Source organism: Crocosphaera sp. UHCC 0190 (genome assembly GCF_034932065.1).
Taxonomy (GTDB): Bacteria; Cyanobacteriota; Cyanobacteriia; order Cyanobacteriales; family Microcystaceae; genus UHCC-0190.
Genome location: NZ_JAYGHP010000004.1, coordinates 163,932 through 189,271, shown reverse-complemented (window position 1 = coordinate 189,271; position 25,340 = coordinate 163,932). Strand labels below are relative to the sequence as shown.

The 25,340-nt window shown below is 38.0% G+C and carries 27 protein-coding genes; 18 read left to right on the top strand and 9 right to left on the bottom strand.

Going from position 1 to position 25,340, the window contains the following annotated elements:
• Positions 1–32: 32 nt before the first annotated feature.
• Positions 33–1,805: a S8 family peptidase gene (locus VB715_RS08425; RefSeq protein ID WP_323300753.1), complete on the top strand. Its 1,773-nt coding sequence runs from the start codon at positions 33–35 to the stop codon at positions 1,803–1,805.
• 212 nt (positions 1,806–2,017) lie between these two features.
• Here the strand turns inward: VB715_RS08425 and VB715_RS08420 are convergent, their stop codons facing one another.
• The gene (locus VB715_RS08420) at positions 2,018–2,365 is read right to left on the bottom strand and encodes a hypothetical protein (RefSeq protein ID WP_323300752.1); all 348 of its coding nucleotides are present in this window, start codon (positions 2,363–2,365) and stop codon (positions 2,018–2,020) included.
• A gap of 255 nt (positions 2,366–2,620) precedes the next feature.
• Here VB715_RS08420 and VB715_RS08415 point away from each other — a divergent pair, with 255 nt between their 5' ends.
• From VB715_RS08415 to VB715_RS08380, 8 genes are all read left to right on the top strand, one after another.
• The gene (locus tag VB715_RS08415) at positions 2,621–3,640 is read left to right on the top strand and encodes an ABC transporter ATP-binding protein (protein ID WP_323300751.1); all 1,020 of its coding nucleotides are present in this window, start codon (positions 2,621–2,623) and stop codon (positions 3,638–3,640) included.
• Positions 3,641–3,659: 19 nt separating this feature from the next.
• The gene (locus VB715_RS08410; protein ID WP_323300750.1) at positions 3,660–4,550 is read left to right on the top strand and encodes an ABC transporter permease; all 891 of its coding nucleotides are present in this window, start codon (positions 3,660–3,662) and stop codon (positions 4,548–4,550) included.
• Between the two features lie 40 nt (positions 4,551–4,590).
• Positions 4,591–4,935, top strand: a complete 345-nt coding sequence (locus VB715_RS08405) for a hypothetical protein (RefSeq protein WP_323300749.1) — start codon at positions 4,591–4,593, stop codon at positions 4,933–4,935.
• 172 nt (positions 4,936–5,107) lie between these two features.
• Complete coding sequence (locus tag VB715_RS08400) at positions 5,108–5,674, top strand: Uma2 family endonuclease (protein WP_323300748.1); 567 nt, start codon at positions 5,108–5,110, stop codon at positions 5,672–5,674.
• A 24-nt stretch (positions 5,675–5,698) separates the two neighbouring features.
• Positions 5,699–6,895: a DNA double-strand break repair nuclease NurA gene (locus VB715_RS08395; RefSeq protein WP_323300747.1), complete on the top strand. Its 1,197-nt coding sequence runs from the start codon at positions 5,699–5,701 to the stop codon at positions 6,893–6,895.
• Positions 6,896–6,916: 21 nt separating this feature from the next.
• Positions 6,917–7,558 carry a hypothetical protein gene (locus VB715_RS08390; RefSeq protein WP_323300746.1) on the top strand — a complete coding sequence of 214 codons (642 nt, stop codon included), beginning with the start codon at positions 6,917–6,919 and terminating at the stop codon, positions 7,556–7,558.
• A 120-nt stretch (positions 7,559–7,678) separates the two neighbouring features.
• Positions 7,679–7,993: a DUF433 domain-containing protein gene (locus VB715_RS08385; RefSeq protein ID WP_323300745.1), complete on the top strand. Its 315-nt coding sequence runs from the start codon at positions 7,679–7,681 to the stop codon at positions 7,991–7,993.
• Complete coding sequence (locus VB715_RS08380) at positions 7,994–8,341, top strand: DUF5615 family PIN-like protein (RefSeq protein WP_323300744.1); 348 nt, start codon at positions 7,994–7,996, stop codon at positions 8,339–8,341.
• 121 nt (positions 8,342–8,462) lie between these two features.
• Here the strand turns inward: VB715_RS08380 and VB715_RS08375 are convergent, their stop codons facing one another.
• Entirely contained in the window at positions 8,463–10,181 is a 1,719-nt protein-coding gene (locus VB715_RS08375; protein ID WP_323300743.1) for a hypothetical protein, read from the bottom strand.
• A 42-nt stretch (positions 10,182–10,223) separates the two neighbouring features.
• Positions 10,224–11,174 carry an ABC transporter ATP-binding protein gene (locus tag VB715_RS08370; RefSeq protein ID WP_323300742.1) on the bottom strand — a complete coding sequence of 317 codons (951 nt, stop codon included), beginning with the start codon at positions 11,172–11,174 and terminating at the stop codon, positions 10,224–10,226.
• Positions 11,175–11,259: 85 nt separating this feature from the next.
• Between VB715_RS08370 and VB715_RS08365 the strand changes: the two genes are divergently transcribed.
• The 3 genes from VB715_RS08365 (at position 11,260) to VB715_RS08355 (ending at position 14,233) form a co-directional block, all read left to right on the top strand.
• A complete protein-coding gene (locus tag VB715_RS08365; RefSeq protein WP_323300741.1) occupies positions 11,260–11,550 on the top strand; it encodes a hypothetical protein in 291 nt (96 codons plus the stop codon).
• A gap of 8 nt (positions 11,551–11,558) precedes the next feature.
• Positions 11,559–12,107, top strand: coding sequence for an acyltransferase family protein (locus VB715_RS08360; protein ID WP_323300740.1), 549 nt, complete (start codon positions 11,559–11,561; stop codon positions 12,105–12,107).
• Between the two features lie 107 nt (positions 12,108–12,214).
• Positions 12,215–14,233: a zinc metalloprotease HtpX gene (locus VB715_RS08355; RefSeq protein WP_323300739.1), complete on the top strand. Its 2,019-nt coding sequence runs from the start codon at positions 12,215–12,217 to the stop codon at positions 14,231–14,233.
• 34 nt (positions 14,234–14,267) lie between these two features.
• On the opposite strand, the gene VB715_RS08350 is transcribed toward VB715_RS08355, so the two are convergent.
• The 3 genes from VB715_RS08350 to VB715_RS08340 form a co-directional block, all read right to left on the bottom strand.
• Positions 14,268–16,718, bottom strand: coding sequence for an NACHT domain-containing protein (locus VB715_RS08350; RefSeq protein ID WP_323300738.1), 2,451 nt, complete (start codon positions 16,716–16,718; stop codon positions 14,268–14,270).
• A gap of 120 nt (positions 16,719–16,838) precedes the next feature.
• The gene (locus tag VB715_RS08345; protein WP_323300737.1) at positions 16,839–17,540 is read right to left on the bottom strand and encodes a hypothetical protein; all 702 of its coding nucleotides are present in this window, start codon (positions 17,538–17,540) and stop codon (positions 16,839–16,841) included.
• A gap of 87 nt (positions 17,541–17,627) precedes the next feature.
• Positions 17,628–18,800: a histidine kinase gene (locus VB715_RS08340; RefSeq protein ID WP_323300736.1), complete on the bottom strand. Its 1,173-nt coding sequence runs from the start codon at positions 18,798–18,800 to the stop codon at positions 17,628–17,630.
• 241 nt (positions 18,801–19,041) lie between these two features.
• On the opposite strand from VB715_RS08340, the gene VB715_RS08335 reads away from it, so the two are divergent.
• Positions 19,042–20,631 (top strand): glycoside hydrolase family 57 protein, encoded by a 1,590-nt coding sequence (locus tag VB715_RS08335; RefSeq protein WP_323300735.1) that lies wholly within the window; start codon positions 19,042–19,044, stop codon positions 20,629–20,631.
• Positions 20,632–20,839: 208 nt separating this feature from the next.
• Here the strand turns inward: VB715_RS08335 and VB715_RS08330 are convergent, their stop codons facing one another.
• Both VB715_RS08330 and pth read right to left on the bottom strand, forming a co-directional pair.
• Positions 20,840–21,151 carry a 30S ribosomal protein PSRP-3 gene (locus tag VB715_RS08330; RefSeq protein WP_323300734.1) on the bottom strand — a complete coding sequence of 104 codons (312 nt, stop codon included), beginning with the start codon at positions 21,149–21,151 and terminating at the stop codon, positions 20,840–20,842.
• 59 nt (positions 21,152–21,210) lie between these two features.
• Positions 21,211–21,825, bottom strand: a complete 615-nt coding sequence (gene pth / locus VB715_RS08325) for an aminoacyl-tRNA hydrolase (RefSeq protein WP_323300733.1) — start codon at positions 21,823–21,825, stop codon at positions 21,211–21,213.
• A gap of 176 nt (positions 21,826–22,001) precedes the next feature.
• Between pth and VB715_RS08320 the strand changes: the two genes are divergently transcribed.
• From VB715_RS08320 to VB715_RS08300, 5 genes are all read left to right on the top strand, one after another.
• Complete coding sequence (locus tag VB715_RS08320) at positions 22,002–22,700, top strand: MotA/TolQ/ExbB proton channel family protein (protein ID WP_323300732.1); 699 nt, start codon at positions 22,002–22,004, stop codon at positions 22,698–22,700.
• Between the two features lie 9 nt (positions 22,701–22,709).
• Positions 22,710–23,132: a biopolymer transporter ExbD gene (locus VB715_RS08315; protein WP_323300731.1), complete on the top strand. Its 423-nt coding sequence runs from the start codon at positions 22,710–22,712 to the stop codon at positions 23,130–23,132.
• 8 nt (positions 23,133–23,140) lie between these two features.
• Positions 23,141–23,566 (top strand): biopolymer transporter ExbD, encoded by a 426-nt coding sequence (locus VB715_RS08310; protein ID WP_323300730.1) that lies wholly within the window; start codon positions 23,141–23,143, stop codon positions 23,564–23,566.
• Positions 23,567–23,725: 159 nt separating this feature from the next.
• On the top strand, positions 23,726–24,037 hold the full coding sequence (locus VB715_RS08305; protein WP_323300729.1) for a BrnT family toxin: 312 nt from the start codon (positions 23,726–23,728) through the stop codon (positions 24,035–24,037).
• Positions 23,982–24,233, top strand: a complete 252-nt coding sequence (locus VB715_RS08300) for a BrnA antitoxin family protein (protein ID WP_323300728.1) — start codon at positions 23,982–23,984, stop codon at positions 24,231–24,233. Before VB715_RS08305 ends, VB715_RS08300 begins: the two co-directional genes overlap by 56 nt.
• A 115-nt stretch (positions 24,234–24,348) precedes the next feature.
• Here VB715_RS08300 and VB715_RS08295 read toward each other — a convergent pair whose 3' ends face one another.
• Complete coding sequence (locus VB715_RS08295) at positions 24,349–25,269, bottom strand: hypothetical protein (RefSeq protein ID WP_323300727.1); 921 nt, start codon at positions 25,267–25,269, stop codon at positions 24,349–24,351.
• Between the last annotated feature and the right edge of the window lie 71 nt (positions 25,270–25,340).

Below are 25,340 nucleotides of genomic sequence, written 5' to 3'. Positions count from 1 at the left end.
ACACAAGACCACATTACGGAGGGTCATCAGCCATGAAAAAACTTTTATTCCTCATCCTATTTATCGTGGGCCTCTGGGTTGCCCTAACCAATTTTAAAGGGTTGGCCACCCAAGGAAAATACGATTCTGTGATTGTTAATTTCCGTGAAAATTTGCCCACAGCAGTTTTAAGCGAAGAAATAAATGCGATCGCCACCAACTACAAAACCACAGCCAGTCTCAATAGTATTTATGCCATTGACCAACATATTTATACTCTCTCAGGAGATGAAAAAACTCTCAACCAACTCAAAAAATCGCCCCTGAAAAAATATGTTGAATATATTGAACCTAACTATATTTATCAAGCCTTAGAAACCCCCAATGATCCAGAATATAGCAAACAATGGAACCTGCATAATATTAATGTTGAACGGGCCTGGGAAGAAACCAAAGGGGAAGGCATAACTGTTGCTGTCATTGACACTGGAGTTAGTCGAGTTCCCGACTTAAGACAAACCGAATTTGTCTCAGGATACGACTTTGTGAACGATCGCAATGATGCTTCTGATGATAATGGTCACGGAACCCATGTAGCGGGAACTATCGCCCAATCTACCAATAACAATTATGGCGTAGCTGGTATTGCTTATCAAGCTAAAATTATGCCCTTAAAAGTCCTTGCGGCCCAAGGAGGGGGAACCGTCTCAGATATTGCCGACGCTATCCGTTTTGCAGCAGATAATGGGGCTGATATCATTAATATGAGTCTTGGGGGCGGTGGCGAAAGTCAGGTCATGAAAGATGCGATCGACTATGCTTACTCAAAAGGGGTGGTTATTATTGCGGCGGCGGGTAATTCTAATCAAAATGCTGCCTCTTATCCGGCCCGCTATCCTAAAGTGATCAGTGTTTCTGCTTTAGATGCTGCTGGCAAGAAAGCCCCCTATTCTAATTATGGCGCAGGGGTTGATATTTCTGCTCCTGGTGGCAGTGATAGCGGTAAGATTGTCCAAGAAACCATTGACCCCAATACCGGAGAAGCCGTATTTTCCGGTTTCCAGGGAACCAGTATGGCGGCCCCTCATGTGGCCGGTGTTGCTGCTTTAGTTAAAGCTGCTGGTATTAAGCAACCAGAGGAAATTTTAGCAGTTCTTACCCAGTCTTCTCGCAAAGTTCAAGAAGACCCCTTTAACCATTATGGCGCAGGTCAATTAGATGCCGGAGAAGCAGTTAAATTAGCCATCAAAGGCAAAATTACCTTCCGTGACTTCTTCCGGTGGTTACGGGATAGTGGTTATTTAAACCCCCGTTTTTGGATAGATGGTGGGGTTGTGGCCCTGTTACCTAAACTGTTGATGGTTTTGGGTTCCTATCTTTTGGCTTTCTTGTTACGCAATTATTTTCCTTTTGCTTGGGGAACCCCGTTTAACTGGGGTTTAGTGTTAGGAAGTTCTGGTTTATTCTTCCTACAAGGAATTTATATCTTTGACTTACCTCAATGGCCGTTTCGTGTCATGGGGAGTTCTTTACCCGAATTAGCTAATTCTATCCAAGGGACTGCCTTACTTAACCCCTTCTTAGGGAGTGTTTTACTACCTTTTGGCTTAATTGCCATTCTACTCGGCCATCGTAGCTGGAAATGGTTTGCGGTGGGGACTGCTTTGGGGGTTGCTTCCTGTTTAACGGTTCATGCTGCGATCGCCCCTGGGGTTTGGGGAATGCCTTCTGTGGATATTTCGAGGGCATTCTTAGGGGTAAATGCCTTACTTTGTATCGGGTTAGCTTGTTTAGCGAGTAAGGGAGAAAGAGTTAGAAAGGTTTAGGTTTGTTGGTATTTAGGAGGATTGAAAAATCTTTACCTCCTAAATTCCTTCCAATTTTATACTTTTTAAAACGAAAAATAATAATGTACAAGCTCTAACAAGTTAAGGATGAAATAAGGAATAGGGAACAACAACAGTTTTCAGTTTTCTTAGTCGATTCTAACACAGTCATAAAAATTAAGCATCAGGTCAGTCCCCGATGCTTAATTTTCTTAGGCAATATATTTCCACTGTTCAGTTTTTTGTCTAATCTCTTCTAACTTATGAGCCATTAAATCCCGAATTGCTTCGTGATTTTCGATCTCAGCAAAACGGGGTTCATCTTGCAATAATTGGCGTTGTTGTTCAAGATATTCCAGTCTTTGTGTGACCTGAGTAACTAAACGGTTAGCTAAGGCAACTTTTTCCCATAATTTCTGCTCCTCATTAGGGGTAGCTATGGGTTGATCTAAAAGGTTAATAACTGTCTTAATCTCTGATAACGATAGAGTCAGTTGTCTTTGGTACTCAATCAAAAGAGTTGACTCTTTTTGGTATTCCTGAGATGCTATATTTTTCATAAAGTTTATTATCAATTTTCCCTAAATTATTGCATCTGATAGTAACATCCGTTTTCGGGAAACGAAGATTAGTTTTAGACAATTTTAAGAATTCTAGGCAAAATTTTATGACAATTTCTTAAAAAAAACCAAATTAATTAGCACCTTACCATCTTTTAACTCTGTCAGACCATAAGATAGAAGTCAATTGTTTACAATAGAGACAGAGAAAATTGCTTTAAGATTTGTATCCTGATTGGCCAAGATAGACCCATTATGACTCCTGCGATTGTAATCGAGTCCCTAAAAAAAAGTTATGGTGCAGTAGAAGCTGTCAAAGACATCTCCTTTACCGTTCAACCAGGGGAGATTTTTGGCTTACTGGGGCCCAACGGGGCCGGAAAAACCACCACCATTCGCTGTTTATGTACCTTAGCCAAACCTGACAGTGGCCGCCTAGAAGTTGGGGGAATTTCCGTCTTAGACGCGCCCAAAGCTGCCCGTCGTCGTTTGGGTTATGTCGCTCAAGAAGTCGCCTTAGATAAGATGCTAACGGGGCGAGAATTGTTAGAATTACAAGCAGCCCTGTATCATCTCCCCAAACCTCAAGGGAAAGAACGCATTGAGCAATTATTGACCTTATTAGATCTCCAGGAATATAGCGATCGCAAAACCGGAACCTATTCAGGGGGTATTCGTAAACGTCTTGACTTAGCGGCAGGATTACTTCATCAGCCCACTGTGTTAGTCTTAGATGAACCCACCGTAGGCTTAGATATCGAAAGCCGTGTTATTGTTTGGGACTTCCTCAGACAACTAAAAGCCGCAGGGACAACGGTTTTGATCACCAGTCATTATCTCGAAGAAATTGACGCATTAGCCGATCGCTTAGTGATTATTGATCAAGGAAAAGTGATCGCCGAAGGAACCTCCACAGAGTTAAAAAACCGCTTAGGAGGCGATCGCGTCACCCTCCGCATTCGGGAATTTTCGCCCTTTCCAGAAGCACAACAGGCCCAAACGATGCTGCAAGGACTCCCCTTTGTCGAAGAAATTATCATCAATACGGCCCAAGGAAATTCTTTAAACTTGATAGTAACCCCAGGGAGTAACCCCTTAAGCAAAATTGAACAAACCTTAGAAACCGTTAACTTACCCATTTTCAGCTTAGCCCAATCTCGGCCTAGTCTGGATGATGTTTACCTGGCCGCCACAGGACAAACCCTGATGGACGCTGAATTAGCTGCCGCAGGAAGTCGAGATCTCAAAGCTGAGAAAAAACAACAGATGAAGTAACTTTACTGAAATAAGACTTATGAGTCAAACCATTACCCCTTCCAAATTTCCAGCCAGTTTATCCCCCAATATTGTCCCCTCTGTGGATGAGCGGGAAAACTTTTTGGCAGATTTTGTCCAAGAAACCTTGGCCATGACTAAACGTCTCTTTATTCAATTACAGCGTCGTCCCTCAACCTTAATCGCAGGAATTATCCAACCGTTTATGTGGTTAATTCTATTTGGGGCCTTGTTTTATAATGCCCCTCAAGGATTATTTGGGCAAGATCTCAACTATGCTAAATTTCTCTCCCCTGGCATTATCGTTTTTACCGCCTTTTCTGGGGCCTTAAATGCGGGACTTCCCGTCATGTTTGATCGAGAATTTGGCTTTCTCAACCGCTTATTAGTCGCTCCTTTAGCCTCCCGTTACTCCATTGTGGCTGCTTCTACCCTCTATATTATGGTTCTCAGCTTCATTCAAACGGCGGTTATTGTCGGGGCCAGTGCCATATTAGGGGCGGGTTTACCCAATTTAGCCGGATTAGGAGCGATCGCGTTAATTGTTTTTCTCATCGTCTTTGGAGTCACAGGATTAAGTTTAGGTTTAGCTTTTGCTTTACCGGGCCATATTGAATTAATTGCCGTAATTTTTGTCACCAATTTACCCCTACTTTTTGCCAGTACCGCCTTGGCCCCCTTATCCTTCATGGCCCAATGGTTACAGGTGGTGGCTAGTTTAAACCCCTTAACCTATGCCATTGAACCCATCCGTTATATTTATCTTAATGGGGAATGGGCTTTCAATAGTGTGGTATTGCAGACCCCTTGGACAGAGGTTAATTTCGCCGGAGTTCTCTTGTTATTACTGGGCTTTGATGCGTTAATATTGTTAGTAATTCAACCGTTACTCCGTCGCCGTTTTGCTTAAGGTAACGCTTTTTGGTTGTGTATAGGAGTGAACTTCCATCATGCTGAATAAATCTACTCAAAAACTCGCTTTCGTTTTTACCCTAGTTGGTAGTCTCACAGGACTCGCACCCATGATGGTAGCGCAATCTGTGAATTTCGGTAATACAAATCAAGATCCCTATCAAAGCAATGAAGCTAAACCTAATGGGGAAATGGGCAATTTTATGAATCCTTTGGGATTAATGCACCGTGCTAATTTAGAAAGGAGTCGTGGTGGGGGCGAATTTGCTGAAGATACCATAAATGGACTCAATGAAGCCGCTAAATCTTTTAAAGAAATACAACGGCAACGACTAGAAGAACAACTTTCTGGTACTTCCAATCAAGTTAAACCTGAAAATTAAAAATAACTCAAAATCCTGACTGAATAATTATCCCTCGCTGACAAGACGGGGGATTTTGTTTTATTATCTGGTATTATTGTATTTATTTGTTATTTAATAATTGATACCGTAGGGGTAATTCATGAATTACCCCTACACCAAACTTTAGAAAACAAATCAAGGAGTAAAATCAATGGTTATTGCTAAAAATATCAAACAATCTTTAACCCTTGAGGAATTTCTAGAAATTCCAGAAACTAAACCGGCCAGGGAATATATTAATGGAGTAATCTATCAAAAACCAATGCCACAAGGAGAATATAGTACCTTACAAGGGGAATTAGTTTCTGCTATTAATAAACTGGGAAAATCTCAAAAATTAGCCTATGCTTTTCCTGAGTTGCGCTGTACTTTTGGGGGACGTTCTTTTGTTCCAGATGTAGCGGTTTTTAGTTGGCAAAGAATCCCGAAAACTCCTCAAGGTAAAATTGCTAATAAGTTTGAAATTTATCCTGATTGGATTATTGAGATATTATCACCTGAACAATCACCTAATAAGGTAATTAAAAAGATTTTATTTTGTTTAAAACAAGGGACAGAATTAGGCTGGTTAATCGATCCAGAGGACGAATCAGTAATGATTTTAAAACCGAATCAATTACCAGAAATATTTTCGGAATTAGAGATTTTACCTGTTTTAAATATTTTAGATAATTGGCAATTAACAGTTAAAAATATTTTTGATTGGTTAATAATTTAGAGAATAAATAGGTAGTAAAAAATCATGCTTGATATTGCTAAACTTGCCGGAAAAATCCCAGGAATTAGTCAACATTTTAAACAAGAAATGACCGCCAGTTATCAACGGTTAGAACAGGCCCAAATCATTTTACAAGAAACTCAAAAAAGACAAGAAGAATTAATTGAACAATACAAAACTTGGCGCGATCGCCTGATTTTTTCTGCTGCCATTCCCATCGAACCTTTAGACACTCGTTTAAGCATTCCTGCGCCTCCCAATAGTCATAGTGTCTTTGCAACAGATGGCTCACAAATTGCCCCGTCTCACCATGAAATCGCCTATTGTTATTTAATTAATGTGGGGCGCGTTATGCTCCATTATGGACAAAATTTACACCCACTTCTTGATAGTTTGCCAGAAGTTTATTATCGTCCCGAAGATCTTTATGTTTCCAAACAATGGGGTATTCGTACAGAAGAATGGTTAGGCTATCGTCGTACAGTGTTAGAAGCGCAATTATTATCAGAAATGGCCTGCGGTTGGGTAAAGCCTCCAGGGGCCCATTATCAACCCAATTTAGCGATGGTAGATGGTTCTTTAGTGTACTGGTTTTTGGACGGGTTAGCCCATGATGCCCGTGATCTTATTTTACCTCCTATTCAAGAAGCTTGGGAACAATTACGGGCTGCTCGTATTCCTTTGATGGGTTATCTCAGCGCGTCTCGTAGTGTGGAAGGGGTTAACTTTTTACGCTTACATAGTTGTACTTTTGACACCCCAAATTGTGTAGTTAACTGTATGAACTTGGGAGAAAAAAAGGCCCCTTGTCAAATTATTGAACCCTTGCGAGATACTAACCTTTGGGGACAAAATCTTGAACCTGGAGAAAGGGGGCCATTATGGCAAAGTTCGGCCCGTATTTTAGACTTGTATTCTGAACCACAACGTATCTATTTTTGTTATGTAAATGTAGGGACAGAAATTGCACGAGTGGAATTTCCTGCATGGGTAGTAGAAGATGAGGCATTATTGAATCAAGCATTAGGAATTATGTTAGCTCAAGTTAGTAAAGGTTATGGTTATCCTGTTGCTTTGGCCGAGTCTCATAACCAAGCAGTTATAAGAGGTGGAGATAGAGTGCGGTTTTTTGCATTATTAGAACAACAAATGATTCGGGTTGGTTTACAAAATGTGGGAACTTCTTATAAGGAAGCAAGGAAACGGGGAAGTATTGCTTAAGAGAAAATTTTGGTCTACAATTTGGTAGACTATTCTATTTTACAGACAACAGAGCTTGTCAAGACTCTGAAAAAAGATCAACCTAATTTACTTACTTTGAATACCTGGTTTCGCAACAATTTTGATGACCTAAATATTCAAGTACAAGCTTTTTGTGAACAGCAAGCAACACCCCTTAATAAAACAAATTGGTTAGGAAAGCGTATTAGCGAAGTTGTTGTTGATTGTAACAGCGCAGATCCAAAGTTATCAAGGGTTAATATTGTGTCTTTGGACAAAGATCACATTAGTATTTGTCAACTTGAAAATAGAGATGAGCAACTGTACAAGAATATTCTACCTTTTATTGAAGAATGTCTATTAGTGGATGATAAAAATAATGATGGTAATGATAATGGAGATACAAGAGTGAAAACCGAATCAAAGGGACTATCACATGAAGAAATGATAACTTTCATAAACAGTGAACTTAAGAACCTAATATCGTCTAGACTAGATGAATTTTTTAGCGTAAATGCTAATGTTCCTTCAAATATTATACCTCATAATTTTGCGGCTAATAATGAATTAGATAGATTCAAGTATTGCTATAAAATTATCTGGAAATGCGCCCAAACATTAACCTATCCTGAATTTTATCAAGCGTGGCATGATTTATCATGACATAATCCCGATTATGTTAGATTGGAGAAGATAATGAGTGAGTCAAGAACAATCTTGAAAAATAGACAAAAATTGGTTTAAAATCAAGTTAATTTAAACAATAAATAATCAGATAAAACTATGAATCTTACAACTACAGAATACAAACATATCCAACTTGATGAGCGCAACGTTCCCATCATTGCCCGAACCACCATGAAAGTCGTTGAACTGATTACCTCAGTTAAAGCTTATCATTGGACTCCTCAAGAATTACACGAAAATTATCCTCATCTCAGCTTGAGTCAAATTCATTCTGCGTTAGCTTATTATTGGGATCATCAAGAAGAAATTGATGCCGATATGGAACGACGAGAACAATATTCGGAACGCTTACAAAATGAAGCAGGTGAATCTCCTTTGTCTAAAAAACTTCGCGCCCAAGGATTAATTTAAGTGACAATAGCTTTATATATGGATGAGCATATCCCTAAACCTATTACAGAAGAGTTACGTCGGCGGGGTGTAGATGTCTTAACAGTTCAAGAAGATAATCGTAAGGGGATTTCTGATGTAGAAGTGCTTAACCGTGCCATAGAAATTAAGCGTGTTATCTTTTCACAGGATCAAGATTTTTTAGTGGAGGCAAATCTTTGTCAAACTGAAGGTAGAAATTTTACAGGAGTTATATATGCCCGTCAAACACGGGTTTCTATTGGTGATTGTATCCGCGACTTAGAAATTATTGCTAAAGCTAGTGAAGCAGAAGATTTAGCTAACAGAGTTCAATATCTACCTTTATAATTGATTTGTCATAAACTTCAGCTTTTGCTTTTCTTTCAACTTTAATTTTCATTTCTCTCGCATTTTTCCTTGCTAAAACGCATTTTAAATGCGTTTTAGCTTACCACCGTACAACTTTACATCATTTCAGTAATGCTTTTGTTTCAGATTCCCCTACTTTTTTAAATCGTTTACTCATCTCAAATCCTGCTAAAGCGATGATTCCCCATTGACTTAATAAGGAGAACAAAACTGACATAATTTGTAAAGATTTTAGGTGATTATTGAGAAACGCTATGCTAAAAAAAGTAAATAACCAAGGGGTAAAAGATTGATGCGGTAGTCCCCCTAATATGCTAAAACAAATGGGCGGGAAAAACATTAAAATTCCTACCACTGCACCAGCGACTAAAGTTTGTTTAGGGATTTTCAGTAACAGAATTCTTTGACCAATTACCGCGTAAATTAAGATCACATTCATGCTCAAGAATAAACCGACGAAAACCCCCAAAGAATTGTTGATCGGAGCCATAATAATTCCAGGAATTAAATAGAGAAACATAATCCCTAGATTAAAGGCGATCGCAAGGGTTGAGGGGCTTTTTTCTCCTAAGATTAACTCTTGTAAAAGAGAACGGCGGTTAGGTTGATTTTGATGGCGATATCTGGCCCAATCATGCAAAGTTTGACGGTTCGGACTTAGGGCAACCATTAAGAAACAAGCAAAGAAAACAATGAATATTTGTAAGACAGCAAAGTTCTCAAAAATATGACGTTCAAAATTGCCATTACGTCCCGATTGAAATACAAAACCTGTCACAATAATGATGAAACTTGCTGACAAATAGTAACTATTTAATTTACTAAACCAAGTGGCATTAGGATTACGAAAACGTCGATCTAAGGATTGATTGATCCAATAAGTCCATAAACTATAATTGCCCAAAATGAAGCCAATTCCCAGGATAGGATTTTCCCACAATTGTTGTCCATACCAAGCTAGATTATAAAAACTTTCGTATTGCAAATTTGCTGTATCAGGAGGAAGATAGGTAGACTCAACTAAGTAGGATAATAGATTGCCTGGATAAAACAAGATTATCCAATCTAAGGGAGTATGAGAAACTAATTCACTAGAAGAAAAGGTGATACTTGTCATTATAAATAGGAAGAATAAAATCACCCCACTACCCAGAAAAGACTGAAATCCTCCTAACCCTGAACTGACTGATCCAAATAGTAAAGCTAGACTATAAAAGAAGCCACAACTAGCGATAATTACTCCATAATAAGCTAATAGCAAGCTAGGAGAAATATGAGCTTGAAATCCGGCAATTAAATGCAAGGGAAATAAGAGTAAACAGAGAAAATAAATAACACAGGGAACCCCTAAAATTTTACCTAACAAAATATTATTAGCAGAACGGGGACTTAAACGAATAAAATTAAAAGTCCCTCGATTTTCTTCTCGTGATAAATCTGCAATCAGTAAAAATATACCAGTAGTCAACAGGATAACTAAACCAACTACGCTTAAGGTGTTAAAAATATCTAACCACCAAAGTTGCCAATTAATCACCCAATTACCAAATAAATCCTGAATACAATATAATTGTTTATAAGGTGCATAAGACCCTGGTGGTGCGGTTGCTGTACAATAACGACTATATTGAAATGGAGGATCATTCAAAGCATCAAGATCTGTGGGAAGTTGTCCACTAAAGGTTAATAAAAGTAGGATTTGACCGAGTATAGCAATTGCTCCTGCAATCCCTAAATTTCGGAAGTTTAACCTGCCTTTGACTTCCCGAAATAATTGAGGGTTCCAATCTCCTAATCGATCTAAATAACTGATAAACATTGATAATTCCTCTTAGAATGTTGTGTGAGTATTGCTTATTATTTAAGAAACCTGTTTATGTCCTAATTTCAAGAAAATAGACTCTAAATCTTCTTGAGTACAATGAAATTCACAGATAGGAATTCCCGCATTAATCAGCGATCGCAATAATTCTGCACTGTCTTCATCACCTCCCGAAAAATTCACCCGTAAACTATTTTGATGGGGCATGATTTCCCATTCTTCTACTTGAGCAAATGGCTTTATTTCTCGTTTTAATGCCTCTAAATCTCCTAAAGTTTTAATAATAATTTGTTGATGGGATAACCGTTGATACAGTTCTTTAAGAGAGGTACTTTCTACTAAAAAGCCTAGTTCCATGATACCAACTGATGTACATAATTCAGCTAAATCACTGAGGACATGGGACGAAATTAAAATTGTCATACCAATGGTTTGCAGTACCCGAATAATCTCTCTAAACTGCATTCTCGCAATGGGATCTAAACCAGAAACAGGTTCATCTAATAATAACAAAAGCGGATCATGTAAAATAGTACGAGCTAAACTTAACCTCTGTTTCATTCCCCGTGATAAGGTATTAATGCGACTGTCTCGTTTACTCGTTAATTGGACTAATTCTAAGACTTCTTGAACCCGACGACGACGATTCAAGGATTTGAGATGATATAGTCGAGCAAAATAATCTAAATAGTCCCAAACATTGAGATCCTCATATAAGGGAAAATCATCAGGAAGATAGCCTAATTTTTGTTTGAGACGGGGATGACTATTATCTCGTAATAAGCGATCGCCATAGATATAAATTTCTCCTGTGGTGGGTTCTTCTGCTGCGGCTAACATTCGGATTAAGGTCGTTTTACCCGCACCATTGGGACCAATTAACCCATAAACTTCGCCGCTTTCGACTTGTAATTCTACCTTATTAATGGCAACTTGACGGTCAAATTGCTTGGTGAGGTTAGATGTAGTAATCGCTAGGGTTTCGGTCATAGATTAAAATCTTGACGGTATTGTTCCTATTATACGATTTTCTGATAAGGTTGATAATACCTGTTTCCATAAACTTTACAAAAATATGACCTTACCTAATTCTAATGCTCATTTTAATGAGTTGAACCCAAGGGTTATTCGGACTCGTTCCTTAGAGTTCGATATTCTAAAAACCCTTGGCATATTTTGTATTATACTCGCTCATACTTTGCCAAAAACTGAGGTTTTTATTTATCAACTGAGAAACTTTGATGTTCCTTTAATGGTGATAGTTTCTGGTGCTTTATTCTGGATGACTTCGTCTATTGGTTTAATAGTTTGTCTTTCACTCAAATATCAAGTTTTAGCGATTTTTTGTATCAAAGAATTTTTGTAAGTTTGTTGATGTCTCAAATAATTATGTTACTTATTCCCTATAGTCTTTTATTCGCTTTAGGAATTGTCATCACTCAAATTACTCAGAAGAAACTCTTAACAATAGCGTTAGGATTTGCTGTAATCTTTGTGACTCTAGCGATAAATTATAGTCAAGATACTGGCTCTTTTGTCTTAACTCAAAAATACAAATATCCCCCGACACTTTATTATATTTCTTACAGTATTTTGATGACAATTATTTTTTATGTAATGGCCACTTATGTCAGTAAAAATCATTCTAAATTTCTCAAAACAACCCATCTAGAACAATGGTTTATTTATCTAGGTAGTTCATCTTTATGGATTTATCTCTGGCATATTTTCTTTTTATATTATTGGAAGCCTCTGGTAAGAATATTTGCCATTAATCCTCAAGTTATACCCGAATTCTGGGTAGTTGCTAGTTTATCAATTTTGATGGTCTATTTACAAAAGACAATTATATCAAGCCTCTGCTTAAAATTGCCTTTAGGTGAAAAAGAACTCAAATGGATAAAAATTGCTCTACTTCAATAAGATGTCAGCATTGATTTCTTGTTGTTTTGTTAAGGGTGTTAATTTTTCTGGAAACATTGGGTACTTCTAAGGATAGATGCCTCTCTTTTCAATCCCAGAGACAACCTATGTCACTAAATTTACTGAATGACGGACAGCAGGCCCTGCAAAAACAACAATATTCCGAAGCAGTTGCCCTACTCGCTAATTTTTGCCAGAATTATGAAGATCGGCAATCACCCTTTTATATCCAAGGGTTAATCGCTTTAGCCAGGGCCTATCGAGGAAATGGTCAACAAGAGAAAGCGATCGCCTTAACCCAAACTTTGGTTAAACATTCTAATACAGAAATTCGAGATTGGGCCCAAAGTTTTCTGTGTATGGTTAGTAAGGATACTATTACTAATCGTCAAGAGGACAATTCTCCCCAATTTTATCAGATAGCAGGAAGAGGTAATCAGACAGGAATTAGGTTAATGATGCCTAAAATCGCTGATAGTCTGAAATTCGCCTCTGGTTTTACCATTATTCTACTGTTGGGGATGGTTTTATCATTGTGTCTTGGTCTATTTTTTATTGTCGATAACAAAAACCCTGGTCTGGGATTAATAATCTCGATTGCTGTTACTTTAGTGTTTAATGGGGTCACATTTTTCCTTTCTCCCTTGATCATGGATTTTACCCAACAATGGCTTTACAAAACCCGTTGGGTCAATTTAGCAGAAATTAAACGTCAAAGTCCCGAAGCAGCAGAAGTGATTTTGCGTATCTGTCGAGAGAGACAATTATCTCATCCCCGTTTAGGAATTATTGACGATCAAAACCCCACTGCATTCACCTATGGTTCCTTTCCTAGTAATGCCCGTGTAGTTGTGAGTCAAGGATTATTTACTTATCTCGATGATGATGAAATTGCCGCAGTTTATGCTCATGAATTAGGGCATATTGTTCATTGGGATTTTGCTATTATGACCTTGGGTGCTACCTTAGTACAAATTACTTATTTAATTTATTTATTTGCTAGGAAATTAGGGAATGGAGGAGATGGTGATAATAAGTTAGAGTATGCTGTTAAATTAGCCTCAGTTGCTGCTTATATTTTCTATGTGATTGGCACTTATTTAATGCTTTATTTGTCGAGAACCAGGGAATATTATGCAGATCATTTTGCCGCAGAAATGACTGGAAACCCTAATGGACTGTCACGGGCATTGATTAAAATTGCTTATGGTATTACAGAAGAATACAGCAAAAATCCAGAACCCAGTCAATTAATGCAAGGAACCCGCGCTTTAGGAATTTGTGATGCAAAAGCAGCAGCATCTGCGGGAACAGTTTATCGAATTACTTCGGATTCTCAACGGTTAGGAAAAGTATTTATTTGGGATTTATTTAATCCTTGGGCTAAATTAACTGAGTTAAATTCTACTCACCCCTTAACGGGAAAAAGAATTCAAGCATTATGTACTTATGCTGAGCAAATGGGCATTGATTCTCAGTTTAATATAGCCAGCATTATTAAAGAAGGAAATAAACTCAATAAAAATAAACTTTTAAAGACTTTTTTCTTGGAATTAATTATAGGAAATAGTCATATTATTGGGGGATTATTAGGATTTATTATTGGCATGATTATGATAAATAATACCAAAAACACAGTCCTTTTATTCAGTTTTCTGACCTTTGGTTTTGGCTCAGGATTAATCCTAAAAACTATCTTTATCTATCCTGATTTTCAAAAGTCTCCTGACTCAGATATGTTTACTTTAATGTGTGATCCCTACAGTAGTCCTGTCAGGGGTAAACCTGTCCGACTCAAAGGTAAATTAATTGGTCGCGGTGATGCAGGTTATGCCTTTGGTTCTGACTTGAAATTACAAGATAGAACGGGAATGATTTTTATCCGTTATGCTTCTCGTTTTGGTGCCATTGGTAATTTCTTGTTTGGTACAACTCAAGTTAAAAATTTAATTGATAATTCTGTCGGTTCGGTGGGATGGTTTCGCAGGGGTGTTTCTCCTTGGCTAGATTTAATTGAGTTATCAACTGGCAAAAAAACTGTCAACAGCTATCCTCGATTTGGTTCTTTAGTGACGGGTTCAATCATTATTATTATAGGTCTTATCTTACCCTTAATCTTTCACTGATTTTAGATTAATTATTCTGAGAATTAATCCTTTTCTAATTCATTATATTAATCTCTTGGAAGTTTACATTTTCTAAAAACTTGCCCAGAATAATCCTAAATTTATCCTTACCTAAACACTCACTATAACCCATAATTCTTGGTAAGCGATCACCATCAAATTCCGTTTTAATATCTGGATTTCCCCAGGGATAAAAACTAATCTTATCTTTTAATATTTCATTACTTTGTGCATAGCGATTAATTTCTAAGAGTAAAATTAAAACATTTAATCCCGTACAAATATCCACCTGTCTCTGGCCTCTTTTTAAATCATATTTCTGTAATTGCCTGGCTTTTTTCAAGGGTAACATATCATCCGAACTATCCAGTGCTTCGATAAATTCTCCGTCACTCCAACTTAAATAAAACTCATATAATCTTTCATACAATGTCACCCAATTGATGTTTCTTTGTCTTAATAATGGCATCAAATAACTCATCACTTCAGGGTTTAAATATCCTCCTCCAAATAAGTCATAAACTTGCCATCTAAATTCTCTATCTTTAACAAAATAAGTCTTTTTACTACTACCTCCTTTTTGTGTCCATTCTTCCATACTTTCTACTAAACATTCTGATGCCAAAAATTCTCCAAAACTCTTATGAAAGAATTCTATAGGATTATTAACATCGGTTGATTTTTTAAAATGAAAAACAGCTAAAGCATTTTTAAGGGAATTTTTTTCTTTACTTTGTCTCGCTTTTTCAATTAATTCTTTGGCACTTTCATCACCTTTTTCTAATAAGCGATCTTCAATTGTTCGGATTAAAGCATTTTCTTTTCCTGATTGTAAAACACAAAATCCTGCTTCCGCTAAAACACTATGTAAATCTTCAATTTCTAAGGAAGAAAGTTGTTCGTTAAGATTTTTGTTCCGTTGTTTTGTTAATATCCAAGCAATGGCTTTTTGATAAATATTGACCTTGACTTGTTCTTCTTCTCCTCTAATAAAATTGTCTAAATTCACCTGTTTATCTCGGTGCATTGCTCCTAATAAATACAACAACAAGGGTTCTCTTGATAATTTTTTAATAGTTTGAGGACAACGCTGATTAAATAAAAATTGACGAAATTCTTGTGCTTCTTCTAGACCAACTATTTGCTCCCATTTTTCTAACCATTTGCTTTGGGTTTCATCATCCATTAATGCTAAATTAACCCATTCTAAATTATTGGGCATTAACCCGTCAATTCCGTAAAGGGATAAAGGTCTTCCTGTTATAATAATACGATGACCTTGTTCGGGATTTTCTTGACATTGTTGTTGGAAATGGGCAACCTGATCTAAAAAAACTTGTAAACTATCTTTTTTACCTGATTCTAAAATTAGTTCGTCAAGACCATCTAAAATAAAAAGAAAGCGAGTATTTTTATCAGTTAACCAATTGTGATCACCTGTAGCAAATTCCCAACCAATAGCAGATGCCAAGGTTTTTTCAAAGTTATTCTCAATAGTTTTAATATCTCGTAATCGAATTAAAATCGGGGTATAAATGGGATGTAAATATTGTCTGATTCTTCCCGCAAATATTCGACAAAAGACGCTCTTTCCTCCTCCTGACTGCCCCTGAATAAACAAAACTTTGCCCACTTGATGAGGATTCAATAAATGATTAATTGCCCAAGTTTCGATATTTTCATAGGGGGCATTGTCATCAATGATTCCCTTAGTTACACCTTGAACTTTTAAGGTTACATAAAGATCATGAAAACTAAAGGATTCAGCAAAAATTGTCCCTAAAGGCTCTTGGTCAATTTTCTCTTTAAGATATTTTTCTATGCCATAATTAAAAGTTAGTTCTTGTTGCCAATTTTTGCCATAAATAGGAGATAATTTGTGTATTTTATCTTTGATCTTAGCAAAGTTTGGTTTAAGGTAACGATGGGTTTTTCGAGAAATCCTTTCAACAATAATTTTAGCTTTATTTTCAGAAATACCTGATTCTTCTAATCTTGTTTGTAGTAAGTCATTAAATTGTTTAGCTAACTTTGATTCATGAAAACAAACTAAGGCTTGTTCAGCCTCTTCTCGTTCGACATTGAGGGTTTGACCTAACTGTTTAATTTTTTGAGATGTGGCTGCTAATGCGGGATCTTTACTTAAGGTTTGTGTCAAGTCAAAATGACTTCTAAAAAAACTTTGAATACTTTCTAAATAGGCGGTTTGTGCCACTAATCCAATACTTTGTTCTAGGGTTAGTTCTTGTTGATTTTTCTCAACAATATAAGTTATAATACCAGTGGCAATGGAAACAAAAGGTAAAGAAGCCGCCGCCACTTGACCCAAGGGAGCATTTAAAATATCCAGCAGAGAAGAAACCTGAGAAACGACTTCTTTAAAAGTTTCGTTATCCTTATTTTCTTTGAGAACTCTGGCTAATTCAAAGATCTGTTTACTCGCTTCAACCCCATCTTTAACCGACTCACTCCATTTAATTAACATATCAATTTAATGATTACAAAGGAATCGGGAACGAGCGACAAGATTTTCTGTTAACTCTCTTGATGCTAGTTCCCTGGAAATCAGCTACAATGTTAGTATTGTAGCCTTTTTAGCGAAAAATTAGACAGGAGTGCCTGTCAGATTAGCAATGGGTTGATGGGTTAAACAACGCCAATAGCAGGTAAATAAATTAGGTTGCTGAGATCTTACAGAGGCGATAGTGGGGGCAGCCGGAAACGGCCATAAACGGTCAAAAACAATGGTCTGACCTTTTAACCGAAATTGCAGCAGGTAAACAGAAGGCGGCGCATCTAGGGATTCCAATAATCCTTGGGCTAAATCGTACAAAGGACGACGCAAACCCCGATCAAGGTTGATCGGTTGCTCATAAGAATTAGGAAATGCTCCTTCCCCAATCACTTCCCCATAGACTAATTCCGTTGGGGTTAAAGCGACAGGTAACCATAAATCCCCTAACCAAGTATCGCCAATAGTGGTTTTGTGGCCCAGTTTTTTTTCAACCCATTGCCGTCTGGCCTTAACGTCCTTACAATCTTGATAAATTTTTTGTCCTGGAAAGGGCAACCAAGCAGGAATATCAATGGTTAGGGGACAATAGAGCAAATTAGCATCAGGTTTTTGGCTTTTGAAGTTTTTTGACCACAAAGTAGCGGCCGCCATCACCTCAACTTGAGTCTTGGGGGAATCAGCCGCGATCGCCGCTTCCAGGGCCATCACCATTTTTTCCGTTGCAGGGGAGGCCAAATAGATTGTACCTTCTGCTTTTACTTCAGCATTGACGATAATTAAGGCTTTACGCATATCCGTTAAATTATTGAGCGAATATTGTCTTTTCAGTTAGTGAGACGAACCTACCACACCTCATCAATAGATTACCCATGGTTCCCCTTAACGATATACAGGCAACGTAAAATGAAAACAACTGCCTTGTCCGAAAACACTATCAACCCAAATCTGGCCATAGTGAACACGAACAATTTTACGGCAGAGAGAAAGACCTAATCCATAGCCTTCTTTTCCTTGATCTCGTTTTAACCGGAAATGACCTTCAAAAATTCGCTCCCGCTTTTCTTCGGGAATGCCTGGCCCGGTATCACAAACACTAACCTGTATTTTTTGGGTAGTACGATGGAGAATTGAGACAGTCACTTCTCCTCCCTCTGGGGTATATTTAATCGCATTCTCAAGCAGGTTGACAATCACCTGACGAATTAATTCTTCGTCTGCGTAGACTTCGGGTACATCTTGAGGGATGTCCTTAATCAATTTTAAGGTTTTTTCGGCCAATAAATTTTGGTATTGGCATAAAATTTCTTCCGACAAAGCAGGTAGATTAACTTGACTGCGGTGTACCTCTAACTGAGCATTCATGCTTTTCGAGGCCTGTAAAATGTCCGTAATCAGACGGTTCATCACCCGAAACTGTTTACGGGCCTGTTGATGAAGTTGTTCTTTGAGTTTGTGATGACGGGCCGTATTTTCTTGATTCTGAGCTAGTTCCAGGGTTTCAACCGCAATAGAGGCCGCAGTGAGGGGACTACGTAAGTCATGAGCTAACATGGCTAAAACCTGGTCTTTAAATTTTAGCTGTTCTAATAATTCTTCTTTTTCTTTTTTGAGGCGAAAAATCTCATCGGAGAGGCGCATTAATTCGGCTGAATAGCCCACGGAGTTGATGATCCCAGAGGAATGATTCTCGTCTTGGTGATTCAGGTTGATGGTCTTTTGTTCTTCTAGGACCCCTTGCCATTTGGGCCACCATTTCTTGAGTTGATTGACCAAATTGCTGCCGGCGAGGGTTTGTCTGGGTTCTGGTGCTACTTTTACTAAGGCTGGTGTGGCCACTAGACGAAAATGCTCGACAAGGTGGGGCTGTTCATGAATTTCAATGACTTCTAGGTCACAAGGATTATCCTTTTTGACTGTTTCAATATAATCTCGGATTTGTTTAATATGTTCATGAGAACTGGGACGCTCATCGACAAACAACAGTAGCTGAATTGATGGGAGCGCGGGCTGAGCAGATTCAGTGGTTGTTTGGAGGTTGGGAGGTTCTAGCACTGTAACTCAATACTATATACTTACAATTAGGTTAGACTCTATTTCGAGCCGACAGCAAGCAGGAATTGGATTGATTCTAATGTTTATTGGAACCATTGGACAATCTTGTTGCAAGGCTCGGTCACAAGAAGCTTTTTTTCCTATCCATTCTATTCTAGAATCTTAAGATAGTATAAAATCAACTAGACTTAATCTTAAAGTTTAACCGTAAAAACTTAAATCGTCACGATTGGGAACTACTATGGCTCTTGGCTACGTCGCCCTTGTCCTTCATGCTCACTTACCTTTTGTTCGACATCCGGAAAGTGACTATGTTTTAGAAGAAGAATGGCTTTATGAAGCGATCACAGAAACCTATATTCCTCTCCTTCATGTCTTTGAAGGACTTAAGCGGGATGGCATAGATTTCAAGATCACCATGAGTATGACACCGCCTTTGGTGTCGATGTTGCGCGACCCCTTATTACAAGAGCGTTATGATGAGCATTTAGCCAAGTTACAAGAACTGATTGAAAAGGAAATTGAGCATAACGAACATAATGGCCATATTCGCTACTTGGCTGAGTTCTATCACAAGGAATTTGCTCTAATTCGGGAAACCTGGGAACGCCACAACGGGGATTTAATTCTAGCCTTTAAACAATTTCTGGATAGTAATAACCTGGAAATTATTACCTGTGGGGCGACTCATGGTTATTTCCCTTTGATGAAAATGTATCCTCAAGCGGTTTGGGCCCAGATTAAGGTCGCTTGTGAGCATTATGAGGAAACTTTTGGCCGTCCTCCCAAGGGAATTTGGTTGCCGGAATGTGCTTATTATGAAGGGGTAGAACGGATGCTGGCGGACGCTGGTTTACGTTACTTTTTAGTGGATGGTCATGGGATTTTATATGCTCGTCCTCGCCCTCGTTATGGCACTTATGCCCCCATCTTTACGGAAGCAGGGGTGGCGGCCTTTGGACGAGATCATGAATCTTCTCAACAGGTTTGGTCTTCTAAGGTGGGTTATCCTGGTGATCCTGAATATCGGGAATTTTACAAAGATTTAGGCTGGGAAGCGGAATACGAATATATTAAGCCCTACATCATGCCAAATGGTCAGCGCAAAAATATTGGGATTAAATATCATAAGATTACTAATCGTCAGGGGGCGATGTCTGATAAAGCTCTCTATGACCCCTATTGGGCTAAGGAAAAGGCGGCGGAACACGCAGCCAATTTTATGTACAACCGCGAGCAACAGGTGGGGAATTTGGCGGGAATTATGCAACGTCCCCCTCTGGTGGTATCTCCCTATGATGCTGAGTTATTTGGTCACTGGTGGTATGAGGGCCCTTGGTTTATTGATTACCTGTTCCGTAAGTCCTGGTATGACCAAAATACCTTTGATATGACTCATTTAGCGGACTATTTACGGGATAATCCTACTCAACAGGTTTGTCGTCCTTCTCAGTCGAGTTGGGGTTATAAGGGGTTCCATGAATATTGGTTAAACCATACCAATACCTGGATTTATCCCCACCTCCATAAAGCAGCAGAACGGATGATTGAATTGAGTTCCCGCGAACCTGCTGATGAGTTGGAATGGAGGGCTTTAAATCAGGCCGCACGGGAGTTATTATTAGCTCAATCCTCTGACTGGGCCTTTATTATGCGAACAGGGACTATGGTTCCCTATGCAGTGCGTCGGACGCGATCGCATTTATTGCGACTCAACAAGCTTTATGACGATCTCAGAGAGGGTAAGGTTGATTCCGGTTGGTTAGAAAAGGTGGAAGAAATTGATAATATCTTCCCCAACATCAATTATCGGGTTTATCGACCTTTGTAGTCTGAAGAAATTAGGAAGAGGGAAATTTCTCTCTTCCCAGGGGTTTGAAAAGCAAAAAAGGAAGTTGCTACCCAAAGCAAACCCCCTTTTCTGTTAGTTAATTTGATTATACCAATTCCCTAAAGTCTAGCCACACATTCTCGTAGGGGTCAACGGCCGTTGACCCCTACAACATCCACATCTGTAGTCCAAGTTGATGAAAATGGTATTAATTACTACCACTAAAAACGACTTCAGGAAACTTACTTTGAGCTTCTTTCATGGTAACGTTTTTGTTTTGGTTGCGAAGATCTTGCCAATAATTAATAACTTCCGTTGCTTGATTAAGAATTTCAATTCTCTCGTTTTCAGAAATCCAATGCTTTGCTTCTAATTCATCTTTCAATTGTTGCCAAGCATCATTACGTGGCCAGAAGAAATAAGCGGTTAAGGGACTGGTTCCTTTTCCGACCACTTGATCAACTGCGATCGCTACGTTAGCATCTAACCAAAGAACTTTTAAAATAAATCTAGGCTCCAATGACCCCTCCCGTGAATAGACTACACGAATATCATTAACATACAATACTCCATTGTACCCTATTTAGTGACGGTTTGACTATTAAAGAGACTCATGGCTTTTTCAATGCCTTGTTTGAGACTCATTTCCACCGCGTCTACCACTAGGGGAAAGATCTTATCGATAATAACTTTTTCATCGGGAGAAAATCGCCCTAAAACATGGGAAATCGTTTCATCAGTATGATTAGACTTGCCAATACCAATGCGTAAACGGGGAAAATTTTGGTTGCCAAGATGGGCAATAATTGATTTCATCCCATTATGTCCTCCTGCTGAACCCGATAGTCGCATTCGCATTCGTCCGATGGGCAAATCCATATCATCATAAATGGTTAAAACATCGGCTGAATTTAGTTTATACCAATCCGTAACCGCCCGCACAGATTGTCCTGAACGGTTCATATAGGTTAAGGGTTTAAGCAAGTAAACTTTTTGATTATTGCGACTGTTTCCTTCCGCGATCATCCCTTGAAAACGGCGGTTTTCTTTCCAAGATAATTGCCAAGCATCGGCTAACTTATCCACGACTTCAAAACCAATATTATGACGAGTTTTATCATATTTTGCTTCTGGGTTGCCTAACCCGACAATGAGTTGAGGAATCATTAATGAAGGTGAGTTTTCTTGAGACATTCAGTTTGGTGTTAGGTTTGTTTATGCCAGTCCTAATCTTATCCTAGAGGCCTTAATAATATTAAGCCCTAATAACTCAACTATAGCAAAAAAACAATCAGTTAACGTTATTTTAACCTTGCTGTCAAATAATGATAACAGTCAATTTCTAGAAATAATAGCAATTTTTTAGGTTCATGACCCACGTTTACGACTTATTTTTGAAAGGCGGCCTAGTGATGTGGCCCTTATTAGGTTTATCTGTTTTTACCATCACCATTGCCTTAGAGAGAACTTGGTTTTGGATACGTCTTTTAAGTCAAGAAAATCGCATTGTTCATGATGTTTTAGAAACGGCTCGTTACGATCTTGATGAAGCGCAAAAAATTGCTCAGCACGCCCGTTTTTTACCCATTGGACGCTTTTTATTAGCCCCCCTACAATTAAAACAACCCACACCAGAAACCTTTCGTTTAGCAATGGAAGCGAGGGGAGATAAGGAGTTTATTGAAATGCGAAAAGGGGATAAATTTTTAGAAACTGTGATTGCTGTTGCTCCTTTATTGGGATTATTAGGAACGGTAACAGGTTTGATGACAACGTTTAGTAATTTAAAAATTGGAGAAGGGGGAAGTGCGGCAGAAACCTCTCAAGCTGCGGCGGGTATTTCTGAAGCTTTAATTACCACAGCAGCAGGGATGATTGTGGCTATTCTAGCTTTATTAATTTATCGGGTTTCTGTGACTTTTCAAGCCGGCCAAGTTGATTATTTTGCAGAAGTAGGAACAGAATTGGAACTAATTTATCGTCAATTTTGGTATGAACCTTCTGTTCAAAATAAGCAAAGAACAACTGTTTTACCGCCCCCTAGTTCCATTACTGTCGAGAATTATTAAAAGAAATATATGCGGTTTAAACAACAGCGAGGCTCATCAATTCCTGAAGTAAATTTAGTGCCAATGATTGATGTCATGATGTCAGTTTTGATCTTTTTTATTATCACATCAATAACATTGACGGGGCAGAATTTAGGGAATATTAATCTTCCTAATAGCAGTATTAAAGGGGAATCTAGTCAAAATAAAGAAAACCCCAAAACCCTGATTGTTGGCTTGAATAATCAGGGCAAAATCTTGATGGCTAATCAAACTTTTACGGAACCTGAATTGATTACAAAAATAGAAGATTTTTTGTCTAAAAATCCATCAGGACAAGTAATTATAAAAGCTGACAAAAAACTTTCTTATCAGCAGATTTCTATCTTCTTAAAAAAGATAGGAACCGTTAGTGATCGCTCAGTATTTTTAGCAATTGATGATAAAAAATAAGGAGTAATATGCGCTTTAAAAGTCAACGTCATAGCTCTTCTATGCCAAATATTGATATTATCCCGATGCTCAATGTTATGATTGCTGTGTTAGCTTTTTTTGTGGTTGTTTCTATGGAATTAACCCCCAGTCCTCAAGGGGTTAATATTCAGTTACCCAGTGAGCAAAAAGCTGAGAATGAACCCATCCCAAAACAACCTAATTACTTATTAATTACCATTCAATCTAATGAGAAGTTTAAAATAAATAACAATAATTTAGACAATTTAGAGCAAGTTATGTTACCCGTCCAAGATTATTTGAATCGAGAGAAAGAGGGAATAATATTATTAGTAGCAGAACCCAATGTTTCCTATGAAAAAGTAATTCAAGTATTAACTCAATTGCGAGATGTGGGAGGAGAGCGAGTTTCTTTAGGATTTGAAGGGGAATAAAAAAATGATTTGTAAGGAAATTAAAACAATTTCCGTGAAGTATTGTTATCAAGTATGTCGGATTCGGTAATAGTGTTCAAAATTTCGTTAACATTGTTAGGTAGTTATTTATTTGCGATCGCAGTATAATTTATTATTTTATGGAGTTAGAGTCAAAAGATGGAGTTCGAGTGGGATGACCAAAAGAACAACATCAATATCGAAAAACACGGGATCGACTTTAATTTTGCTAAGGAAATCTTTTCAGGAGTCTGGATCTCAAAACCTGATAATCGCAGAGACTACGGCGAAGAAAGATTAATCGCTTTGGGACTTTTAGGAGAATTTATCTTAGTTACGGTGTATACTCTACGAGGGCAGAAAATACGGCTTATATCTACAAGACGCGCTAATGCAGAGGAAAGGAGGATTTATTATGAGTATGTCGAGAGAGGAACAATTAAAGATCCTTGGTCAGATAAAAGATTCTGATATAGATTATTCAGATATACCTGCTACTGATGCCAAATTTTGGCAAGAAGCTACTGTTAATCCTCCGATAAAAGTTCCTGTAACTCTACAGCTTGATCCCTCGGTTGTTGCTTGGTATAAACAGCAATCTTCCCAAGAATATCAGACTTTAATTAATGCCGTACTAGAAAAATATATGCTAGAACATACTTGTTAAGTGTGATCGCTACAATTTAATAATTCTTTATACTGCTATCCCTGACCAGCAATTCAGATTTTGTTTTTTTTCATTGTATTGATAGCGATCGCCTTAAACCTTAAGTAATATTTTATTATTGAGGTTTATTAGGGTTATCTGGCCATAAAACTAAGAAAGCACCACTTCCTTTTAATTTTACAATACTCATATAAAAAACTACGTTTGATGAATTTTTTGCTTGATATAATATGGAGTTTCCATAGTCAGGTTCTAATTGAGTAATTTCAAATCCTAGTTCATTTTTCACGACGGGTTCTATATAGTCAAAAAAAGCATTAGTAGGATTAGTTTGTGGAATATTTAATGAGCCTAATACCCCTGATTTTAGTTGCTCTTGTTCCGTTAAAAAGAAAGAAATTTGTTCATCTTTAATAAATTGTATGGGCAAACTATCTAGGTATTTTTCCATTTCCGCTAAATCATTGGTACTTTGTTCTAAGCGTTTTAAAATTCTGGGACGCAATTCTTCAAGTAAACTAGAACCTGCTTCATTAGCAACGGCAGAATTATCGATTTTTGCCTCTGGTAAAGGTTGGGAAGGGGAAGGTTTTGGGCTGGGTTGACTACTCGGAGATGCTTTCGGGGTTGGGGTGGGTTTAGCTTCTTTTTTTGGCGGTTGTGAGGAACTTTTAGGGGAAGAATTTTGAGGCTTAGGGGTTATTTTCCGCTGAGGAGAAGGTGATGAAATTTGTGGGATTTGTTGACGTGGTGCTGTAATTTTAGGAAGACTAGGTGTCGGTTTAATTCTAGGAGGAGACTTGACAGGGGTGGGAGTTGGTTTAGTTTGAGAAGTGCTTTGAGAAGAAGGGGGTATTAACCGAGTAATTTGTACTTTCTCCTTAATTTCTTCCGGTTTCTTAGACTCTGGTTTAGAAGCAGAAGGAAGGGGTAAATTAAGCAGCCAGCCATGCAAAACCAGAGAAATAACGAACATAGGCCGAAATAAGAACCGCAAGCTTAAAAGCCAATTTTTCGTCTGCTTAATCAATTTCATCTGACTCAATATAAATGTTCTCAACAGGATGAGGTACAACGTTTTTAGGGTAAACATTCCCTTTTAGATGA

Excerpts from the sequence above, each read along its gene's own strand:
- VB715_RS08425 (WP_323300753.1), top strand. The coding sequence starts at position 33 with ATGAAAAAACTTTTATTCCTCATCCTATTTATCGTGGGCCTCTGGGTT.
- VB715_RS08420 (WP_323300752.1), bottom strand. The coding sequence starts at position 2,365 with ATGAAAAATATAGCATCTCAGGAATACCAAAAAGAGTCAACTCTTTTG.
- VB715_RS08415 (WP_323300751.1), top strand. The coding sequence starts at position 2,621 with ATGACTCCTGCGATTGTAATCGAGTCCCTAAAAAAAAGTTATGGTGCA.
- VB715_RS08410 (WP_323300750.1), top strand. The coding sequence starts at position 3,660 with ATGAGTCAAACCATTACCCCTTCCAAATTTCCAGCCAGTTTATCCCCC.
- VB715_RS08405 (WP_323300749.1), top strand. The coding sequence starts at position 4,591 with ATGCTGAATAAATCTACTCAAAAACTCGCTTTCGTTTTTACCCTAGTT.
- VB715_RS08400 (WP_323300748.1), top strand. The coding sequence starts at position 5,108 with ATGGTTATTGCTAAAAATATCAAACAATCTTTAACCCTTGAGGAATTT.
- VB715_RS08395 (WP_323300747.1), top strand. The coding sequence starts at position 5,699 with ATGCTTGATATTGCTAAACTTGCCGGAAAAATCCCAGGAATTAGTCAA.
- VB715_RS08385 (WP_323300745.1), top strand. The coding sequence starts at position 7,679 with ATGAATCTTACAACTACAGAATACAAACATATCCAACTTGATGAGCGC.
- VB715_RS08375 (WP_323300743.1), bottom strand. The coding sequence starts at position 10,181 with ATGTTTATCAGTTATTTAGATCGATTAGGAGATTGGAACCCTCAATTA.
- VB715_RS08370 (WP_323300742.1), bottom strand. The coding sequence starts at position 11,174 with ATGACCGAAACCCTAGCGATTACTACATCTAACCTCACCAAGCAATTT.
- VB715_RS08365 (WP_323300741.1), top strand. The coding sequence starts at position 11,260 with ATGACCTTACCTAATTCTAATGCTCATTTTAATGAGTTGAACCCAAGG.
- VB715_RS08360 (WP_323300740.1), top strand. The coding sequence starts at position 11,559 with ATGTCTCAAATAATTATGTTACTTATTCCCTATAGTCTTTTATTCGCT.
- VB715_RS08355 (WP_323300739.1), top strand. The coding sequence starts at position 12,215 with ATGTCACTAAATTTACTGAATGACGGACAGCAGGCCCTGCAAAAACAA.
- VB715_RS08350 (WP_323300738.1), bottom strand. The coding sequence starts at position 16,718 with ATGTTAATTAAATGGAGTGAGTCGGTTAAAGATGGGGTTGAAGCGAGT.
- VB715_RS08345 (WP_323300737.1), bottom strand. The coding sequence starts at position 17,540 with ATGCGTAAAGCCTTAATTATCGTCAATGCTGAAGTAAAAGCAGAAGGT.
- VB715_RS08335 (WP_323300735.1), top strand. The coding sequence starts at position 19,042 with ATGGCTCTTGGCTACGTCGCCCTTGTCCTTCATGCTCACTTACCTTTT.
- pth (WP_323300733.1), bottom strand. The coding sequence starts at position 21,825 with ATGTCTCAAGAAAACTCACCTTCATTAATGATTCCTCAACTCATTGTC.
- VB715_RS08320 (WP_323300732.1), top strand. The coding sequence starts at position 22,002 with ATGACCCACGTTTACGACTTATTTTTGAAAGGCGGCCTAGTGATGTGG.
- VB715_RS08315 (WP_323300731.1), top strand. The coding sequence starts at position 22,710 with ATGCGGTTTAAACAACAGCGAGGCTCATCAATTCCTGAAGTAAATTTA.
- VB715_RS08310 (WP_323300730.1), top strand. The coding sequence starts at position 23,141 with ATGCGCTTTAAAAGTCAACGTCATAGCTCTTCTATGCCAAATATTGAT.
- VB715_RS08305 (WP_323300729.1), top strand. The coding sequence starts at position 23,726 with ATGGAGTTCGAGTGGGATGACCAAAAGAACAACATCAATATCGAAAAA.
- VB715_RS08300 (WP_323300728.1), top strand. The coding sequence starts at position 23,982 with ATGAGTATGTCGAGAGAGGAACAATTAAAGATCCTTGGTCAGATAAAA.
- VB715_RS08295 (WP_323300727.1), bottom strand. The coding sequence starts at position 25,269 with ATGAAATTGATTAAGCAGACGAAAAATTGGCTTTTAAGCTTGCGGTTC.